Origin of the sequence: Streptomyces sp. NBC_01433 (assembly GCF_026340105.1) — a bacterium.
In the GTDB taxonomy this organism is placed as follows: Bacteria; Actinomycetota; Actinomycetes; order Streptomycetales; family Streptomycetaceae; genus Streptomyces.
The window spans coordinates 346,617-363,355 of record NZ_JAPEPM010000004.1; the positions used below are offsets into that span (position 1 = coordinate 346,617).

Genomic DNA, 16,739 nt, shown 5'->3' on the forward strand with positions numbered 1-16,739 from the left:
CCCCGAAGGGACTGAAGGGACTCAAGAGCAGAATCTTGATCAGTAGCGGGCTGAGGCGCGGGCGCGCGAGCGTTTCGCCGCGAGGGCAGCGCGGTAGGCGGTGGCCGCGTCATCGCGGGACGCTGCGAGGCATTCCCAGTCATGCTCATCCGCGCCGAAGGGGTACCAGCGGGCGTCGGGTCCGTAGCGCAGTGCGATGCCGAGCGCCGTGTCGGTGATCTGGCTGTTGTCCGTGGCCAGGGGAGTACGGGAGGACGGGCGAAGGGGGGTGATGGCCGTGATGGCGGTGCTCAGCGCCTCGGGCGGGATCGGCTGTGGGTGGAGGGCGGTGTGTACGGCGGATGGGCCGCCGTGGCTGTAGGCGGTCAGTAGCCGTCGCAGGGTGGCGGGTTCGAGGCCGAGCCGGTAAGCGGAGTCGTCGGTGCGCTGGGCCGCGGGGAGTGCGGCGATGCGACGGACGGCGTCGGTGACGGGATCGCCCTCCAGAAAGGTGCCGTCGGCCAGGAGCGCGGACGCCTGGCGAGCGGCCTCGGTGGTGAGGTCGCGCAGCTGGGCCAGGCTGGGCCCCTGGGGCGGCGGGGCGAGGCCGGGACGGTGCAACAGCGGTCGGACTGTCTCGTCCTTGGCGGCCTCCGTACGGGGGAGAGGCGCGGACTCCGCCTGGTAGGCGTGGTGCGCGTTGAGGTAGGCCCGGCTGACCACCACGGCAGGGGATCTTCCAGCCGTGGCGGAGGAGGGTTTTGCAGGGGGCGAAGGTGCCGATGGCGCAGCGGCGTTGTCGCGTGGGCTCAGGGCCGGGATCAGGCGGCCGGGGGGCAGGCCACGCAGGATGAGCCAGTCCGCGGGCTGGGCGCGCAGGTGCTGTGTGAGGGCATGGCCGAGGGCCGCGGTGTGCTGGCAGGGAGCCTGCCGGCAGGCGCAGGTAAAGGAGATCTGGTCGGATCCGGGGGCCAGCGCGACATCGCCGACGGCGTCGGGGGACAGCAGGGCGGGTGGAAGATGGCCGCGTTCGACGGTCGCGCGGTAGCGGCTGGTGGATAGCGCGTCGGTGAACGCGTCCCGCTCGGCGTCGGAGAGGACGGCGACGTGGAGGTGGGCCTGACAGGGTTCCTCGTGGCGGGGTGTGACGAGTGCGCTGGCCCGCCCCTCGGCGACGTCCAGGGGGCCAAGGGCCCCCGAGAGGCGGGCGGCGTAGCCCTGGAGCAGGACGGTGTGGCTGGCGGTGGCCTGTCGGTGCGCGTCTTCGAAGGCCTCAGCCCATGCGTCGGACGAGTTGGTGGTCATGCGCGAGCTCCCAGGGTGATCAGGTCGGCGAGCTCGGCGTTGGTCAGTTCCGTCAGTGCCGTCTCCCCGCCGGACAAGACCGCCTCGGCCAGTGCACGCTTGTGCTGGAGCAGGGCATCGATCCGGTCCTCGATGCTGAACTCGCTTGTGAGGTAGTGGACTTGGAGGCTCTTGGTCTGGCCGATCCGGTGCGCGCGGTCGATGGCCTGGAGCTCGACGGCGGGGTTCCACGGGCGGTCGAAGAGGACGACGTGCGAGGCCTCGGTGAGGGTCAGGCCGGTGCCGGCGGCCTTGATGGTGAGGACCATGACGGGGCTGTGCCGGTTCTGGAAGGCATCGACGAGGCGCTGACGTGCCCGGCCTGGCGGGATCTGGCCGTGGAAGAACAGTGGACTGGCGATGCCCCGGGCGGCGAGATGGGTGACCAGGAGCCGGCCCATGGCCGCGTAGTTGGTGAACAGCAGAGCCGACTCGCCGCTCTCGCGGATCTGGGCGAGCAGTTCGTCGAGCGCGGCGAGCTTGCCTGAGCGGGCTGCGGCAGCCTCCGGGTCATATCCCTCCGGGGAGGGGCTTTCCCGCAGGTAGTGGGCGGGGGTGTTGCAGATCTGCCGCAGCTGCTGCAGCAGGGTCAGCACGAGCCCGCGGCGCTGGATGGCCTCGCTGGAGCGGATCCGTTCCATGGTGTCGCGAGCCACCGCCTCGTACAGGGCGACCTGTTCACTGCTGAGCCGGACGAAACGATGGGTGGTGACCTTCTCGGGGAGTTCCTGGAGGATGTGGGCATCGCTCTTTTTGCGGCGCAGCATGAACGGCCCCAGCAGGCGGGCCAGGCGGGCGGTGGCCGCCGAGTGCACGGGGTCCTGCTCGACAGGGATGCCGTAACGCTCGTTGAACAGGCGCAGGGTGCCGAACAGGCCGGGGTTCAGCCAGTCCATGAGTGCCCAGATGTCTTCGAGCTGGTTCTCCAGCGGGGTCCCGGTCAGTGCCACCCGTGCGTGACAGGTCAGGCCGCGCAGGACGCGGGCGGTCGCCGAGAGGTGGTTCTTGACCTGCTGTGCCTCGTCCGCGACGACGAGGTCGAAGGGCTGCGCGGCCAGGATCTCGCCGTCGCGCAGCAGCGTCTGATAGGTGGTGATCACCACCGTGTCGTCGGCGAGGTCCTCCAGGGTGCGCTCGGCGCCGTGGTAGCGGCGCACCGCAGTGGCGGGCGCGAAGCGGCCGATCTCCCGCTCCCATCCAGTGATCATCGAGGCGGGGCAGATGATGAGCGTGGGAGCGGCGCGGGGGGCAGATTCGCGGCGGTGCAGGTGCAGGGCGAGCGCGGCCAGGGACTTGCCGGTGCCCATGTCGTCGGCGTACAGGGCGCCGAAGCCCATTCTCGTGGTGTTCGCCAGCCAGGCCAGGCCCCTGACTTGGTAGTCCCGCAGTTCTCCCCGCAGCGCGGAAGGTACGGGGACGGGCTGGTGTGTGCCCACCCGCAGGAACTCCACCAGGTCGGCCAGGGCGTCGGCGGGCTCGCAAGGGTGCAGCACTCCGTCGATGTGGATGCTGCCGGACAGGGCTGCCGTGAGTGCTTCGGTGGCTGGGAGCGGGTCGAGCTGCCGGTGGGTGGCGCGTTGCGCGGTCTGGTCGGTGACCAGCAGCCAGCGTTGGCGGACCTGGACCAGGGAGGCGTGCCCGCTGCTGGCGATGGCGTCCATCTCCGCGTCGGTGAGGTTCTCGCCGTCGATCGTCAACTGCCAGCGAAAGTCGAGGACGTTGTCGAGGGCGAACCGGTGTGGCGCGCGGTCGCGGTCCGCTGCGGCGGGCGCGGAGCGGGAGCCGATCAGGGTCCGTACACCGAGAGCCTGCGGCCACCGGTTGGGCCAGGAGATCTCGATGCCCAGGCGGTCCAGTTCGGCGCCCATCTCGCCCAGCAGCAGCGCGGCCTCCACCGCCCGGACCGTGCACCGGCCAGGAACATCGCTCTCCAGAAGCCGCTGCAACGGCGGCCAGGCCCGGGCCCCGGACCGCACAGTGCGGCGTACGTGCTCCAGCAGGCCGGGGTCGGCACCGGTCTCCGGAAGGGCGACGGCGGCGTCCAGCACGCGCGGCTGGCCGTCGGCGCCGCCGGTCTTCAGCCGCAGCACGGCCCACAGCAGCTCGGTGTCGGCGGGCGAGTTCGCCGGCGGCGGCTTGATGCTCAGCACCAATGCGGGGCCACCGGTCTCGGCGAGCTGCTCGACACCATCCGCCCAGTCCCGCAGCGCCGTGCCCTGGGGCCGGGGCACGGCGGTGGCATAGGGGCCGGGGCCGTGAACGGCCGTCGCCCCTGGCGAGCGCACCAGCGCATCCGCCAGCGCGTCCAGGGCCTGGCGCAGCACGACGCGCGGCGCCCACAGCCGGTAGGGGGGCTTCGGGAATGGCAGGGGGACGCAGTGGGCGTGCGTCGGCAGCGCTCCCGCCAGGAGCCGGGCCCGCTCCTTCTGCCCAGTCGTCAGCGGACCGAGCCGCCACATGTCGCGGCCCGCCGCGTCCGTGCCCGGATAGACCTGCTCGTCCGCAACCGCCTCCAGGCCCAGCCGCACCACCTGCCACCACACCCTCGCGGTGGGATGCACCTGCCCCCCGGCCCGGTCCACTACGGCGAGGGCATTGACGAGCAGCCGCCAGGGCACCTGCCACACCTCGGTCGGCAACCGGCGCACCGCAACCCCGGCTCCGCCGGGCAGGATCAGATCCATCGTGCCTGCCAGCGCGGCGTGGCACGGCTCAGGCAGCGGTGCCCCGTCAGGTCGGAACAGCAGCATGCGGGCCCCGTCGTGCCCAAGGTCCGCGGTCAGCGCCGCGCCCTGGCCCAGCATCCTCACCACCGCGCCGGTCACCTCGGCCGCCTCGGGGCCGGTCAGGACCGGCCATGCGGGCAGCGGCGCCTGCTCGGTGTCCTCCGCCTCGGCGGCGCTCTCCGCCGGCGGGGCCGTGATCAGGCTGAGCTGGGCCAGCAGGTCGCGGCAGGCGTTCTCACGGGCATCCTTCTTGCTCCGGCCGCGGCCCGCCCCCTCGATCATCTCCTCGGCGCGACGGCAGGAGGCCGTACACGCGAAGAACGGCTTGCCCACCTCTTCATAGGCGAAGTCGAGTTCGGAGATGATTTCCTTCTGCACCAGTTCGTGCACGGCGGAGGCCGGGTTCTTGCCCGGCTTGTACTCCGGGATCACCGATCCCGCCCGCGCTGCCGGAGCCACAGGGGTGGGGGAGGACGGCATACCGTCATCGGCGAGCTGACGCAGCAACTCCGCCGCGGCCTTCTCCCGGGCGCTGCTCTTGCCGACCCCCTGGGCCGTGGCCGTCAGAACCTGTCCGGCCTCGGTGCACGATGCCACACACGAGAACAACGGCTGCTTGCCGCTCACGGTGTTCGAGAGCTGGAAGTCGAGGTCGGTGATCACCTCGATCTGCGCCAGTTCGTGCAGGGCGCTGACGGGGTTCTTGCCCGGTGGCAGCTGGTGCACCGGGACAGGCCCGCTCGCCAGCTCGGCCTCGGGCGCCTCCAGGCCGGTGAGCTTCGCGAGCATCCCCAGGGCCGCACTGTCGCGGGCCTGGTGTTTCGTTCGCTTCGCCTCGCAACCCCAAACCCGAGGCCCGTCCCCGGGGTTGTAGGACACCGTGCAGGAGAAACGGGGCGGCTGGAAAACGCCTTCCGTCTGGTACGCGTACTGCGGAGCGGGCTGCTTGCCGGCGGCCGCGTGCAGCCCGAGCACGCTGCGCGCCACCCCGGGCAGCGCCGCGCACCCGATGACGGCCTGCCGCGCCGGAGCCCACTGCTCGGCCAACGCGTCGAACAGCACCACGTACACATCCCGCGGCTGCAGCGTGCCGGCTCTGGCCCGCGCCGCCACCTCGGCCACCACCGCCGGGGCCGCGACCGGCAGGGCACACATCCTCTTGAGCTGGTCGTGGAAGGCAGACGCGACCGACGTATCCGTCTGCCCAGTGCCCGCCCGCTGCTCCGGCAGTCCCGCAGACCCGTTGACCGGCTCCCATCCCGCATCCGGCACCGGTTCCTGCGGCACCGGCACCACCCCGCTGAGGTGCCCCAGCAGACTCAGGGCCGCCAGGTGCAGGACCGACTTCTTCTGATCAGCGCGCACCACCTGGCCGTGCACCACGCCCTCGGAGGTGCTCCAGCATGCCTGGCCCTCGTGCACCACTTCTCGCCGACCGGCGCGCACCAGCAACGCCTCGCCGTCGCTGGCCTGATCGTGCGAGGTCAGTACCGCAGTCGCCTTCTCCGGTGCCCGCACCAGGGAGGCCCATACGGCCCGCCGCACGCCCCGCGCCACCGCGTCGGCTTCCGCCTCCAGCAGGAGCAGGCGGATCTCGCGCGTGTTCAGCCGCCCGTCTGCGGCCCGCCGCGCGACCTCAGTACACAGGGCCAGGCTGAACGCCCGCTCCGCGCAGGCCCGCGTCAGCGCCCGCAGCAACTCTTGGGAGCCGAGGGCAGCGAGGGCGGGAGCGTCGCTGGTCTGTAGCAGCTGGCGTTCCTCGTCCTGGGCACGCCGTTTGAGCAACTCCCGCCGGGGATCGTCTCCCGCCGCACGACGGGGGAGAACCACGTCCACGGCTTCATGCCCGGAGCCGCCCACGCCATATGCCCCTTTCCATCGACCCGCTTGCGCGGCCTGACTTCCCCTTTGCCTCGCTCCGCGAGACCCGTGAGCTGCATGGTCCTCAAGGGGCTGAGGCGACCATATCCCGCTCCGACCGGTCGTCTACGTGACCAGCGGTTGCCCTGTGGGCAGCATGGGCTTTCGTACGCGCGGACCACTGCCGGACCCTGGCCTGTCACGCAGGGAGGCGGTGACGGATGAAGATGCAGTTGTTCAGGCTGGCGAGGGCGGGCCGCGCGAGGATCTGGTTCAGGCGCGGGCCCGCGGTGAGGACGACGCTCAGTCGTGTGTTGCGGGAGGTAGCCCGGCGCTAGATGCTGTAGAGGTATTGCAAGGACTCGGTGAGCATCCGGTCGGCGCCATGGATCATGAGGACTGGCTCTCGGCGAGCGAGCTCTTCCTCAAGCTGGTCTTCGACATCGGCCAGGCGACGCGGCTGCATCTCGCGCGGCCCCAGCCCCAGCTCGGTCGCGAGGACCCGCACGAAGCTCGCCCGGGTGACCGAGGCCGACACCGCGCCCAGACGGAGACGCACGAGCGGCTCCCGGCCATCGGCCGCGCCCTCCACGGCGACCTCCGCCGTTGTCCCGTCCGCACCGATGACAGACATCAAGGCACTGGCGCTGATCGTGTCGGCAAGCTCCACATCCAGTCCGTCCACGGGCTGACCGGTGATGGTGTTCATGGCGTCAATTCCCTTCCCACGGCGGACCGGAAGATCCAGTACAGCATCGCGCGGACGGCGGATCGCCGGATGGCCGGAATTGACCGGAGATGACCGAAGGGGGCGGCCAGTTCTCGTGCGCAGGCGGGGCCCGAGCTCTTGGCACGGTCGGCTCGGACGGGCGCCACCCTGCAGCAGCGGCCCGCGCGAACCAGGGGGTGACCGGCAGTTGACTTCCGCACCGGGCCGCTGCCGATGGTGTGGCCCGCACCGCCCCGGCGGCCGCCACCGTGGGACCCCTTGCCCCGGACGACACACTGCCGTGGTCCTTCTCGCTGGCCGGCGGGCTGCACCCAGCGCGGCCGCGCTGCGCCAACGGGTCGGGCGCAGCGCGGAGTCCGGGGAACCGTAGCAAGAAGCAATGAAGGGACCCGGCTGAGCCGGGTCCCTTCGTCTCGTAGCGGGGACAGGATTTGAACCTGCGACCTCTGGGTTATGAGCCCAGCGAGCTACCGAGCTGCTCCACCCCGCGTCGGTAGTACCACTCTACACAGTGATTCTTGCGGGGCGGTGCGTGTAGAAGCCGTCAGCTCCGGACAATGTTCTCGGCTTGGGGGCCCTTCTGGCCCTGGGTCACGTCGAAGGTGACCGCGTCATTTTCGTTCAGCTCGCGGTACCCGCTGCCGGAGATGTTGGAGTAGTGGGCGAAGACGTCCGGTCCGCCACCGTCCTGGGCGATGAAGCCGAAGCCCTTTTCCGAGTTGAACCACTTCACGATGCCGCTGGCCATACTGCTTGTCCTTCGATCTTGCCGAGGTGTCCCGGCTGGTCTGGAGTCGGAGCCCTCTGTAGCCGCAGGGCGCCCGGCATCCGTTCTACCCCGTCGGCGCCATATTTACCCGGGTTTCACGCCGCATCGGGTGCTGCAGCGCGTGTGCGGCCTGGCGAAGCCGGGGCCGGCGTCTGGATTGGCCGTGGCGTGGCCGAAAGGTCGGGCTACTTGCCCTTCGCGGCTTCCTTGAGCTTGGATCCCGCCGAGACCTTCACGGCGTATCCCGGTGCGATCTCGAGCGGCTCGCCAGTCTGGGGGTTGCGGGCCGTACGGCCCGCGCGGTGGATGCGCTCGAAGGTGAGGAACCCGGGAATGGTGACCTTCTCGTCGCCTTTGGACACGACATCGCCAATGGTCGACGCGAGGGCCGTCAGGACTGCGTCGGCGTCCTGACGGGTCACCTCGGCGCGCTCGGAAAGCGCTGCAACCAGCTCGCTGCGGTTCATGATGTTGCACTCCATATCTGCGGATCGTCCCTTCCGCCGAGCGGACGGGACATGTCGGAGGCAATCCTGTCACTGGAGCTGCGGCCCTGTCGCACAGCCGTCGCCCGTGCCGGCCCTTGTCCTGGTGTTCCGTAGGCGGGGATGGACGAGTCTGGGCTGACCGCATCGCATCTCCTCACGGCCGCCAACATTGGTCGCCAGAAAGGCTACAGGGCGGGGCATGTCAGCACCCGCTCACGACTTCGCCAGGAACCGGGCCGGCTGTACCCCTTGGAGGAACAGCCCGAGCAGGGGCCAATGCGGCGACAAGTGACGCCGTGGCAGGAACGCGGACACGCTGAGGGCCCGGCTAGCGGTGAGCCTGGAATCGAGCCCGATCCTTCCTCAGCAGGAGCCGCGTGAACCAGAGGGTGCTCGGCGGCTGGATCGGCTGGGGCCGTCGAGTAGGTCTACGCAGAGAAGACCGGCGGCCGAGCCGGACTAGGCAGCCTCTTGGCGAGCTGCTTGGCGACTCTGAGAACGGTGCGGTCGGCGAGGTAGGGGCCGATGATCTGAATAGCCAGCGGCAGCCCAGTTTCGGTCTTGCCGGCGGGGAGCACAAGGGAGGGCAGTCCGACGGGGCTGGTGAGGTTGAGCCAGCCGGTCTGGTCGTAGAACGAGCGCTTCTGCCCGTCGACGGTGATGTACCGCTTCGGGGGTGGCGTGCTCGTCTGGTCAGGGACGGCCGCGGTGGGCGTGGCCGGCGTGATGAGGATGTCGCGCCCGGAGAAGTACGCGTCCCACGAGGCGCGCAGCTTCTGGCGGGCTTCGTCGGCGACGCACCAGTCGCGGTGCCGCATGGTCCGGGAGCGAAGGAACAGCCCGCTCGGGTCGTCGGCCGGGATCTTCTCCGCTGCTTCGACGTCCGCGGCGAAGGCAGCGTTGGTCGCGGTGGCGGACGAGGTGGCGTACATGAGGCGCTGGAACAGCTTGTCGCTCTCGGCGAAGTCGACGGGCTCGGTGGAGTCGTCGATGTCGGCGCCGGCGGTGCGGAGGAGTTCGGTGACGCGCTGGAGGAGGGCGCGTGTGTCGGCGTCGACGGGGCAGTACGGGTGGTCGGCCCAGACGCCGACGCGGAACTCGCTCAGCTTGCTCCTGGCCGGGGCAGGCAGGTCGATCTTCCAGCCGACCCGGTCGGCGGGGGCAGGCGCGGCGATGACGTCCAGGAGGAGGGCGAGGTCGTCGACGGTGCGGGCGATCGGGCCGAGCGTGATCATGTCGCTGCTGGTGGACCAGCCGGGAAGACGGGGGATGTGGCCGCGGGTGGGCACGATCGGGCTGGTCCCGCGGGAGGTGCGCAGGGCGTAGACCCCGCAGTACGCAGCGGGAAGACGCAGGGAGCCAGCCAGGTCGGAGCCGATCTCCAGGCTCGTGAACCCCGCGGCGACGGCGGCGGCCGGCCCGCCCGAGGAGCCGCCGGCGGTCCGGTCGGCGTCGAACGGGTTCAGGGTTTTACCGAAGAGCGGGTTGGACGTCTGGAGGTCCTGGCACATTGTTGGGACGTTGGTGTGGCCGATGATGATCGCGCCGGCGGCGCGAAGCAGGGCGACAGCGTCGGCATCGCGGTCGGGGACGTGGTCCGACAGATCGGGGGAGCCGCAGGTCGTGCGCATCCCCGCCACTTCGAGGGCGTCCTTCACCGTCATCGGCAGGCCGTGGAGGGCTCCGAGGACCTCGCCGGTCCGGGCGAGGTGTGCGTCGGCCTTGTCTGCGGCGGCGCGCGCGCTTTCAGCATCGAGCGTGATGACGGCGTTCAGGGCAGGGTTCGATCTCGCGATGTGCTCGAGGTGCTGTTCCAGCAGACTGCGGCTGGTGATTTTGCCTTCCCGCAGAGCGGTGAGCTGCTCGTCGGCGGATGCCAAACGGAGCGGCGCGGTCTGCCGCGGGCTCTTGGCGGAGCGGTGACGTGCACTGGCGGGGACGGCCATGGCGCTGACTGCGGCAAGGGCCGTCGCAGCGGTGAGCATGGTTCGGCGGAGTATCACGTACGGGCTCCTGATGGGGTGCTGGCAGGGTCAGTCGCGGCCGCCTCTGCGCGGGGCGCGGTGAAGAAGCCAGCGACACGTTCGAGGTGGTGCAGTTCGTCGTCGTAGGCGGGCAGAGGCAGGTCCGAGTCGGCATAGTCGGCCGGGGCGTCGACCGGCGAGTCCTCGTAGAGGCGCATCAGGGCGGCGCCGATCTGGTCGGCGGTGACGGCTGCGGCCAGTTCGGCGACGGTGAGCCCTTCACGCTCGCGCCGTGCTTTCGATTCGGCGAGGACCGCTGGGTCCAGGTATCGGCGGAGCAGTTTCTGGCCGTGGCGGATCTCGGTGCTGCGCCGCAGCAGGGGGAAGTTGACGCTGCGGCCCTGCAGGATCGCCTCGTGCTGCCGGTTCGGCTGGAGCAGGGTGATGCCGGGGTTGGCCTGGGTGAGCGCGGCCCACAGGTGCCGTAGGCGCCAGTAGGCGAGGTGGGTGTTTGTCCACGTCCTGAGCGAGGCCAAGCGCAGGGCCAGCGTGGGCAGGAAATACCCGATCTGGGTGATGGTGGCACCGATGTCACCACAGATCCAGGCGTAGGGATCCAGGCCCTTCACGCTGAAGTCGAGCATGCCTCCGAACACGCCCGCGATGCGGATCCCGCTGTAGCCGAGGGTGATGGTCGCGCCGATCGCGACGAGCCGCAGGCCCGTTGCGATCGAACGGTTCGACGTGGAGCGGGCGTACTTCCAGCAGGACCAGGCCAGGTACACCTCGGCAACGCTGTACGCCCCCATGTAGAGCAGCAGGTACGCCTGGAAGTACGGGTCATGGGCGTAGTAGAGCGAGAAGTCGGTGGGGCGCTGCGCGGTGGGGGTGAGGAGGGTGAAGAGCACGGCCATCGCGACGATGATGAGCGCGGCCCCGATGAGCAGGTGCCGGGTGCGTCGTCGGGCGGCTTCGACGGGCCTGGACCAGTGAGCCAGGACACTGGCCTGGAGCGCCAGGACCAGGACGACGCAGCCCTGGGCGATCGGCACGGCGACGTTCGTGATGCCGAAGAACCCGTCGATGCGTACCCACACCCACGTGATAGACGTGACGTAGCTGAGGGCCGAGAACCCATAGGTGAAGGCCAGGGCCACCAAGGCGGGATTGCGCCGGTCCTTGCGCAGGTCGCGGAGCAGGAGGAGGAACCCGATGCTGGCGATGGCCAGGCACAGCGGGTGAAGTATGTCTTTCAAGATGCCCTGTTCCGGTCAGCGCAGCAGCGTGCGGGCTATGGGGTCGTCGGCCTCCGGCGCGCGGGCGGCCGCGGCGCGGGACTTGCGGATGTGCTCCTGCAGGAGGGAGCCGATCATCTCGGCTTCGAACTCGTCCGGTTCGGTGAACCGGGTGCGGCCGAGGACCATTTGAGCGGTGGCGGGATCGATGTCCGTGATGAGGTCACCGAGGCTGGAGACGTCCAGGGACTGCTTCGAGTCCCGGTGCTTGAGCATGTGTGCGAACTCGTGGCCGGCGACGACGTCCGTGTACACCGGGCTGACTCCCTCGTCGTAGAAAAGGTAGTCAGCCGTGGCTGTGGCCAGCCAGGCACCGCACGCCGCCACCGGCTCCAAGGAGTCCGGGTCCGACAGATCCGGCGTGAACGGCATGAGCCGGATCTCGCGGCCGGTGAACTTCTCCATGAACGGCACAAGGTCGAGGACGCTGTCGACAGGGGGCAGTCCCAGTGCCTGAACGAAGGCCCGGCTGCGCCGTTCGACTCGCGTAGCGTTGTCCACGGGTCGGCGCGCGCGACGGCCATGCCACATGCGTGTTCCTCTCGAAAGCCATGGAGCCGAAGGGTAGTAGCCGGTCAGGGAAGATCTTCGTCCGGGGCGGGGGGTAGGCCTTCCTGCTCCCGTACGGCCTCGATCTTCTTCATCACCTCGTTGAGACTCTGCGGAGAGAGCCCGATCGCACGGAGTGCCACCTGCTTCACCCCAGCCTGACTGAGTTCGCGCAACAGCTCGAACTGCCCAGTAACCCTACGGGTTGTCTCGTCCTCGACGAAGAACGCGGCCTTGACTCCGAAGAACTTCGCGAACAGCGGGATCAGCTTGAGAGTGGGCTGCTTGACGCCTCTGCGGAGTTGCCCGATATACGCACCTGTGATGCTCTTATCGCCATACGAAGAGATCGTTCGGGCAACGTGCGCGTTGCTGAACTCTTCTGCCCCGGGCGGCCTCACGCGGTCGAACAGGTAGTTCAGACGCTCGGCGAAGCTGGCCCCGGGGCCGGGAACGGGAACCGGCGGCGCCGGCTCCGGCGGCTCGCTCTCCGGTGTCTCGTTTGCTCGGACCACGATCCCTGCCTCTCTCTCGACGTGCTTAAACTATAGTTGACGACGCGGTGGCCGGGGGTTAGGTTCACCTGGTAAGCGCTTGGGGGCCTCGATCGGAGGCGGCGACCAGATAAATGAACTTTAAGGGCACAGCGTGACGCGCATACGGTGGGCCGGGGGGGACCGGCCGCTCCGTAGTTCGGCGGACGCTCCTGCCCAATCTGGGTCGCAGCGTGGAGGTACTCCCGAGATGAGCGGGGCCGGGGCGAGGAGGACGGGGTGAGGGTGTGCGGTCATCAGCGAGCGGTCTGCAGGGGCGAGGGAGAATCCGAGGTCAGACTCGACGGGGGCGTCTGTGCTGCGAGGCCCGGCTGCGTAGATGCCCGTGCCCGCCGTACCGCCCGCCGGTGGCGGGACCTTCTCGACGGCTTCGCCATTTACCGCGACACCCGCCGGACGGCACGCGCGATCCGCAAGGACGTAGGGCTGTCGGGCGTATGCGACATCGATGACTTGGTCGAACTTGTGGCGGCCAGACGTGGACGGCCGATCACCGTGCGTGCGCAGCCTCTGCCGGTGAGTGCGGCATGCGGCTCCAGCGCCGACCTTGACTCAATCGTCGTCGACTCTGGTTCCGGCGAGCTTTCCCAACTGCACTCAACCATGCACGAGTTGGGGCACCTGCTGTACGACGCACCGCGCGCAGCATGTCAGCGATCCGGTGAGGCGCACGAGCCGATGGCTGAGGAACTCGCCCGGCAACTGTTCCCGGCCCTGAAACCCGCCGAGGTGAGCAGCTTCTTCAGACGCTCGCGCTACGACAGTCAGCAGGAGCGACGTGTCGAAATCTTCGCCACCGTGATGCTCACACGGCACATTCTGCTCCGAGGAGGCGCCGACTTCGTTACGTCGACCTTCACCCACAGGAGCGCCGGTGTGTGACCCGACGACCGCCGTCTACCTGCTGATGACGGTCCTCTTCCTGATCATCGCCGGCTGGAAGGCGCTGGTCTTCCTGCGTGACCCCACCCTTCCCCTCGCGCTCATGTCGGCCGCGTTCTTCGTCGGTGGCGTCGTGTACGCGATGGCCTCACCTGCCGGATACCGGCTCCTGGGCGATCTCTTCGGCCAGGCCCGCATCGCCACACTGCCGATCTACGTCGGCATCCTGCTCTGCTATGCCGACACCCACATCCTCACGCTGCTGTGGACACCCGCCCGCGACACCCCCCGCGCGCGAGTGCGGCGCACCGTCGCGCTCTGGACCGCCGCCTACGGGCTGGCCGTCACGGCGATGTCCGTTGTGTTCCTGCACGCCGACTTCGATGGTCCTGCGGATCCTCTGCGATTCAACACACAGCAGGCCGAGGACCCGTACGCGCTGGTGTTCCTGGCGATCCTGCTCGTCGTGCTCGCCTGCGGAACACTGAACACCTGGCAGAGGTCACGGCGCACCGAGGGCACCGGCCCGCAGGTCCGCCACGCCCTGCGCTGGTTCGGCGGCAGCATGCTCGTGACGTTCGGATACGTCCTGTGCTCGGCGCCCGCCATCATCCTGGCCGCGTTCGGGCACCAGGAACTGCAGACGCTCGGTGTGATCGGTTCCTACTTCGGCATCCTGGGCTGCGTAGGCACCTGCTACGGCATGACCGGAGCCGCCTTCACCGCCTGGCTGCGCGAACGCCGGGACTCCGCCGCGCTCCAGCCCCTGTGGAAGCTCGTGGTGGGCGATGTCGACACGGGCCTGATGTACAGCCCCACCAGCGCGAAGCCCCACGTCTGGGGGGTCGTACGCATCATGCTGACCCGAAGGATCATCGAGATCCTCGACGGCATCCGTACTGTGCAGCCCTGGGCCAGCGCAGAGGTCGTGCGAGCAGTCCACGACCTTGCCGACCGCACGCTGCCCGAGTACGAACTGGAGGCGATCGTCACCGCGGCCGTCCTGCGTGACGCCGCCGCCCGCCACCAGGCATCTGCCAGGGCCGCGCGGCCCAACGGCGAACAAGTCCCGTCGGCTCAGGCCGCGGGTGTGCTGCCGGGATTGGGAACGGCAGCGCAGGACGAGCGCGCCCGGCTCGTGCGCGTCGCCCGAGCGCTGCCGCATCCGCTCGTCGATGCTGCGCTCGAGCGCACCGCGATCATGCGCAGCTCGGCGGCCGGCGACTTCGTGTACGAGGAATCAGCCAGCTCACACCCATAAGGGCCGCGCCGCCAGGAGAGTTCAGGACCACTCAGGCCAGACATGAGCCCATCGGCTCGAAGGGGGTACTTGTGCGGGCAGTCGTACTCGGGGGCTCGATCGCCGGACTACTCGCGGCCCGCGTCCTGCACGAACACGCCGATGAGGTCATCATCCTCGAACCGGACGGCACCTGCACACAACCGTCGGCCGGAGCACCACAGCGCTCACAGCTCCACGCACTGCTGTCCATGGGACACGATCAGCTGGAACGCTTCTTCCCTGGAATCACCGAGCAGATGGTGACCGACGGCGCACGCCTGGGTGTCGGCCATCAGGTGCAGTTCTATGTTGACGGCCAGCTCAAGGCCCCCACTCCGCACGCCCGCATGATCGGCGCGACCCGCCCGTTCATCGAACAGCACGTACGCCAGCGCGTCCTCGCCCTGGACAACGTGCGGCTGCTCACTGGGCAGGCGCAGGGGATACGCTTTCGGGCCGAGCGTGTGTACTGCGTGCCGTACCGCAATCCCGAAACCGGGCAGCTGGACTCGCTGCCGGCCGACTTTGTCGTCGACGCCATGGGGCGCTCCAGCCGCCTCGGCCGGTGGCTCGAACGCGAAGGCTGGCCGGCGCCGCGTACCGAACGGATGCGTATCTCGCTTGGGTACGCAACCGCCCGCTTCCACCGCGGCGACGAGCTCCCCGAGACTGTCATCGCCCACGCTACCCCCGGGCCGGCCAGTAACTACCTTCCCACCCTGTGCGAGCCCGGCGCACTCAGCGCGGTGGAAGGCCAGCGATGGAACGTCGTCATAGCCGGATACGACGGCTACCGGCCCAGCGGTGACCCAGACGCCTTCCGAACACGGATGCTGCGGTGCGTGGAGCCGCTCCAGCAGGTCGCCCAGCGCTGTGAGATGGACGGTGACCCCACCACCTTCTACGTCCGCGACAGCCAGCGCCGCCACTTCACCAGCCTTCCCCGCTTCCCCGGCGGACTTGTCGTGCTCGGCGACGCACTCGCCAGCGTCAACCCGATATACGGACAGGGAATGAGCATGGTCACGCTCCAGGCGGCAGCCCTCGCCCGCTACCTCACCTCCGCGACTCCCGCGCACCGGCCCGCATACCGGTACTTTCGGCGCTCAGCCACGGTCGTCACCGCCGCATGGCAGCTGTCGACCACCGCCGACCTCGCACAGCCGCATGTCACCGGCCCCTACCCGTTCGGCTACCCGCTCCTGCGTTGGGCCGCCGACCAGGTCACCCGCGCGTCCATCATCGACCCCCGCATCAACAGCACCTACATGGACGTCGTCCACATGCGCCGCCACCCGCGAGCCCTCACGAGCCCGCGCGTCCTGCTGCGCACCACCCGCACGCTCCTGACTAAATAACCACCCCTGCACAGCAAGGAACACGAAATGCCCGCATGGATCCGCACGCTGCGCCAGGCCGGAATCACCGAGCCGAACTTGCAGGCCGCGTACGGCCACCAGCGCACCCTCGTCAAGCGCTTCAAGACCGAGGAGTACTGGACGGTCCGGCTGCTGCTGCCAGCACACCTGCACCCGCCGGTCATCGCCGCCGTCGCCTTCATGCACGAGACGGACCAGCGCATCGACACCGGCGCGACCGACGTCCGCAAGCGAGCCCTGAGCAAGTGGGCAACCGCCACGCGAGACGTACTCAGCGGAGCGCAGCCCAGCGACCAAACCCTCCAGGTCCTCGGGGACGCGGTATCGCGCCAGCCACAACTCCAACAGCGTGTCGAGGACTTCCTCCAGGGAGCCCGGCACGAAGTGGACTACGCCGGCTTCGAAACCGAGGACGAACTCCAGGCATACATCGACGGGTACTCGCTGCCCGCCTTCATGCTCTTGGCCTGCCTGCTGGATCCAGCAGAGAACGCCAAGGCCGCTGACGACTTCGAGCACCGCTGCCGCGACCTCATCGAGGCGATGCAGCGCGTCGACTTCCTCGACGATCTCGCGGAAGACGCGGCGGAGCAGGGGTACGTCGGCATCCCCAGCAAGGACCTGGCCCGCCACGCCCTGTCCGTCACAGATCTGCGAACACCTACCGGCGCAGTCCGGGCGCGGCTTGAGCAACTGGTCGAGGAGCAGGCTGAACTGGCGCACCTGCGCCTGGCCGTCAGCCGACAGCTGGCCAGCCTGGTGCCCCGCCAGACACGCCCCTTCATCACCGCCATGCTGAGGGTGCAGGAGCTGCGCCTGCAGGCGGTCAGGCGGAAGGGCGGAGGCCTGGCCGACGGAGGCGCACGTCCCTCCATCCCTGGACTTCTAGGGGTGCTGGCACGTCAGTACGTAGCGGCACTGCGGGCACGGTAAGGGGA

At 69.4% G+C, this 16,739-nt stretch carries 13 protein-coding genes and 1 tRNA gene; 4 read left to right on the top strand and 10 right to left on the bottom strand.

Annotation, left to right across the window (positions count from 1 at the left end):
* Positions 1–39: 39 nt before the first annotated feature.
* The 10 genes from OG413_RS41110 to OG413_RS41155 all read right to left on the bottom strand — a co-directional run bounded on the left by OG413_RS41110 (position 40) and on the right by OG413_RS41155 (position 12,219).
* Entirely contained in the window at positions 40–1,284 is a 1,245-nt protein-coding gene (locus OG413_RS41110; protein ID WP_266814811.1) for a hypothetical protein, read from the bottom strand.
* Positions 1,281–5,879, bottom strand: a complete 4,599-nt coding sequence (locus OG413_RS41115) for an SNF2-related protein (protein ID WP_266814812.1) — start codon at positions 5,877–5,879, stop codon at positions 1,281–1,283. Before OG413_RS41115 ends, OG413_RS41110 begins: the two co-directional genes overlap by 4 nt.
* A 364-nt stretch (positions 5,880–6,243) precedes the next feature.
* Positions 6,244–6,618, bottom strand: coding sequence for a hypothetical protein (locus OG413_RS41120; RefSeq protein WP_266814813.1), 375 nt, complete (start codon positions 6,616–6,618; stop codon positions 6,244–6,246).
* A 437-nt stretch (positions 6,619–7,055) separates the two neighbouring features.
* Positions 7,056–7,129 (bottom strand) — tRNA-Met (locus OG413_RS41125).
* Positions 7,130–7,183: 54 nt separating this feature from the next.
* Complete coding sequence (locus tag OG413_RS41130; RefSeq protein ID WP_266814814.1) at positions 7,184–7,387, bottom strand: cold-shock protein; 204 nt, start codon at positions 7,385–7,387, stop codon at positions 7,184–7,186.
* A gap of 206 nt (positions 7,388–7,593) precedes the next feature.
* Entirely contained in the window at positions 7,594–7,875 is a 282-nt protein-coding gene (locus OG413_RS41135; RefSeq protein WP_266814815.1) for an HU family DNA-binding protein, read from the bottom strand.
* Positions 7,876–8,324: 449 nt separating this feature from the next.
* Complete coding sequence (locus OG413_RS41140) at positions 8,325–9,899, bottom strand: amidase (RefSeq protein ID WP_266814816.1); 1,575 nt, start codon at positions 9,897–9,899, stop codon at positions 8,325–8,327.
* Positions 9,896–11,116 carry an MAB_1171c family putative transporter gene (locus OG413_RS41145; protein WP_266814817.1) on the bottom strand — a complete coding sequence of 407 codons (1,221 nt, stop codon included), beginning with the start codon at positions 11,114–11,116 and terminating at the stop codon, positions 9,896–9,898. Before OG413_RS41145 ends, OG413_RS41140 begins: the two co-directional genes overlap by 4 nt.
* Before the next feature lie 15 nt (positions 11,117–11,131).
* On the bottom strand, positions 11,132–11,686 hold the full coding sequence (locus OG413_RS41150) for a hypothetical protein (RefSeq protein WP_266814818.1): 555 nt from the start codon (positions 11,684–11,686) through the stop codon (positions 11,132–11,134).
* 44 nt (positions 11,687–11,730) lie between these two features.
* Positions 11,731–12,219 (bottom strand): hypothetical protein, encoded by a 489-nt coding sequence (locus tag OG413_RS41155; RefSeq protein ID WP_266814819.1) that lies wholly within the window; start codon positions 12,217–12,219, stop codon positions 11,731–11,733.
* 492 nt (positions 12,220–12,711) lie between these two features.
* Between OG413_RS41155 and OG413_RS41160 the strand changes: the two genes are divergently transcribed.
* From OG413_RS41160 to OG413_RS41175, 4 genes are all read left to right on the top strand, one after another.
* Positions 12,712–13,140 carry a hypothetical protein gene (locus OG413_RS41160; RefSeq protein ID WP_266814820.1) on the top strand — a complete coding sequence of 143 codons (429 nt, stop codon included), beginning with the start codon at positions 12,712–12,714 and terminating at the stop codon, positions 13,138–13,140.
* Positions 13,133–14,401, top strand: coding sequence for an MAB_1171c family putative transporter (locus OG413_RS41165; protein ID WP_266814821.1), 1,269 nt, complete (start codon positions 13,133–13,135; stop codon positions 14,399–14,401). Before OG413_RS41160 ends, OG413_RS41165 begins: the two co-directional genes overlap by 8 nt.
* 71 nt (positions 14,402–14,472) lie before the next feature.
* A complete protein-coding gene (locus OG413_RS41170) occupies positions 14,473–15,780 on the top strand; it encodes an NAD(P)/FAD-dependent oxidoreductase (RefSeq protein ID WP_266814822.1) in 1,308 nt (435 codons plus the stop codon).
* Positions 15,781–15,807: 27 nt separating this feature from the next.
* Positions 15,808–16,734, top strand: coding sequence for a squalene/phytoene synthase family protein (locus OG413_RS41175; protein WP_266814823.1), 927 nt, complete (start codon positions 15,808–15,810; stop codon positions 16,732–16,734).
* Positions 16,735–16,739: the final 5 nt, after the last annotated feature.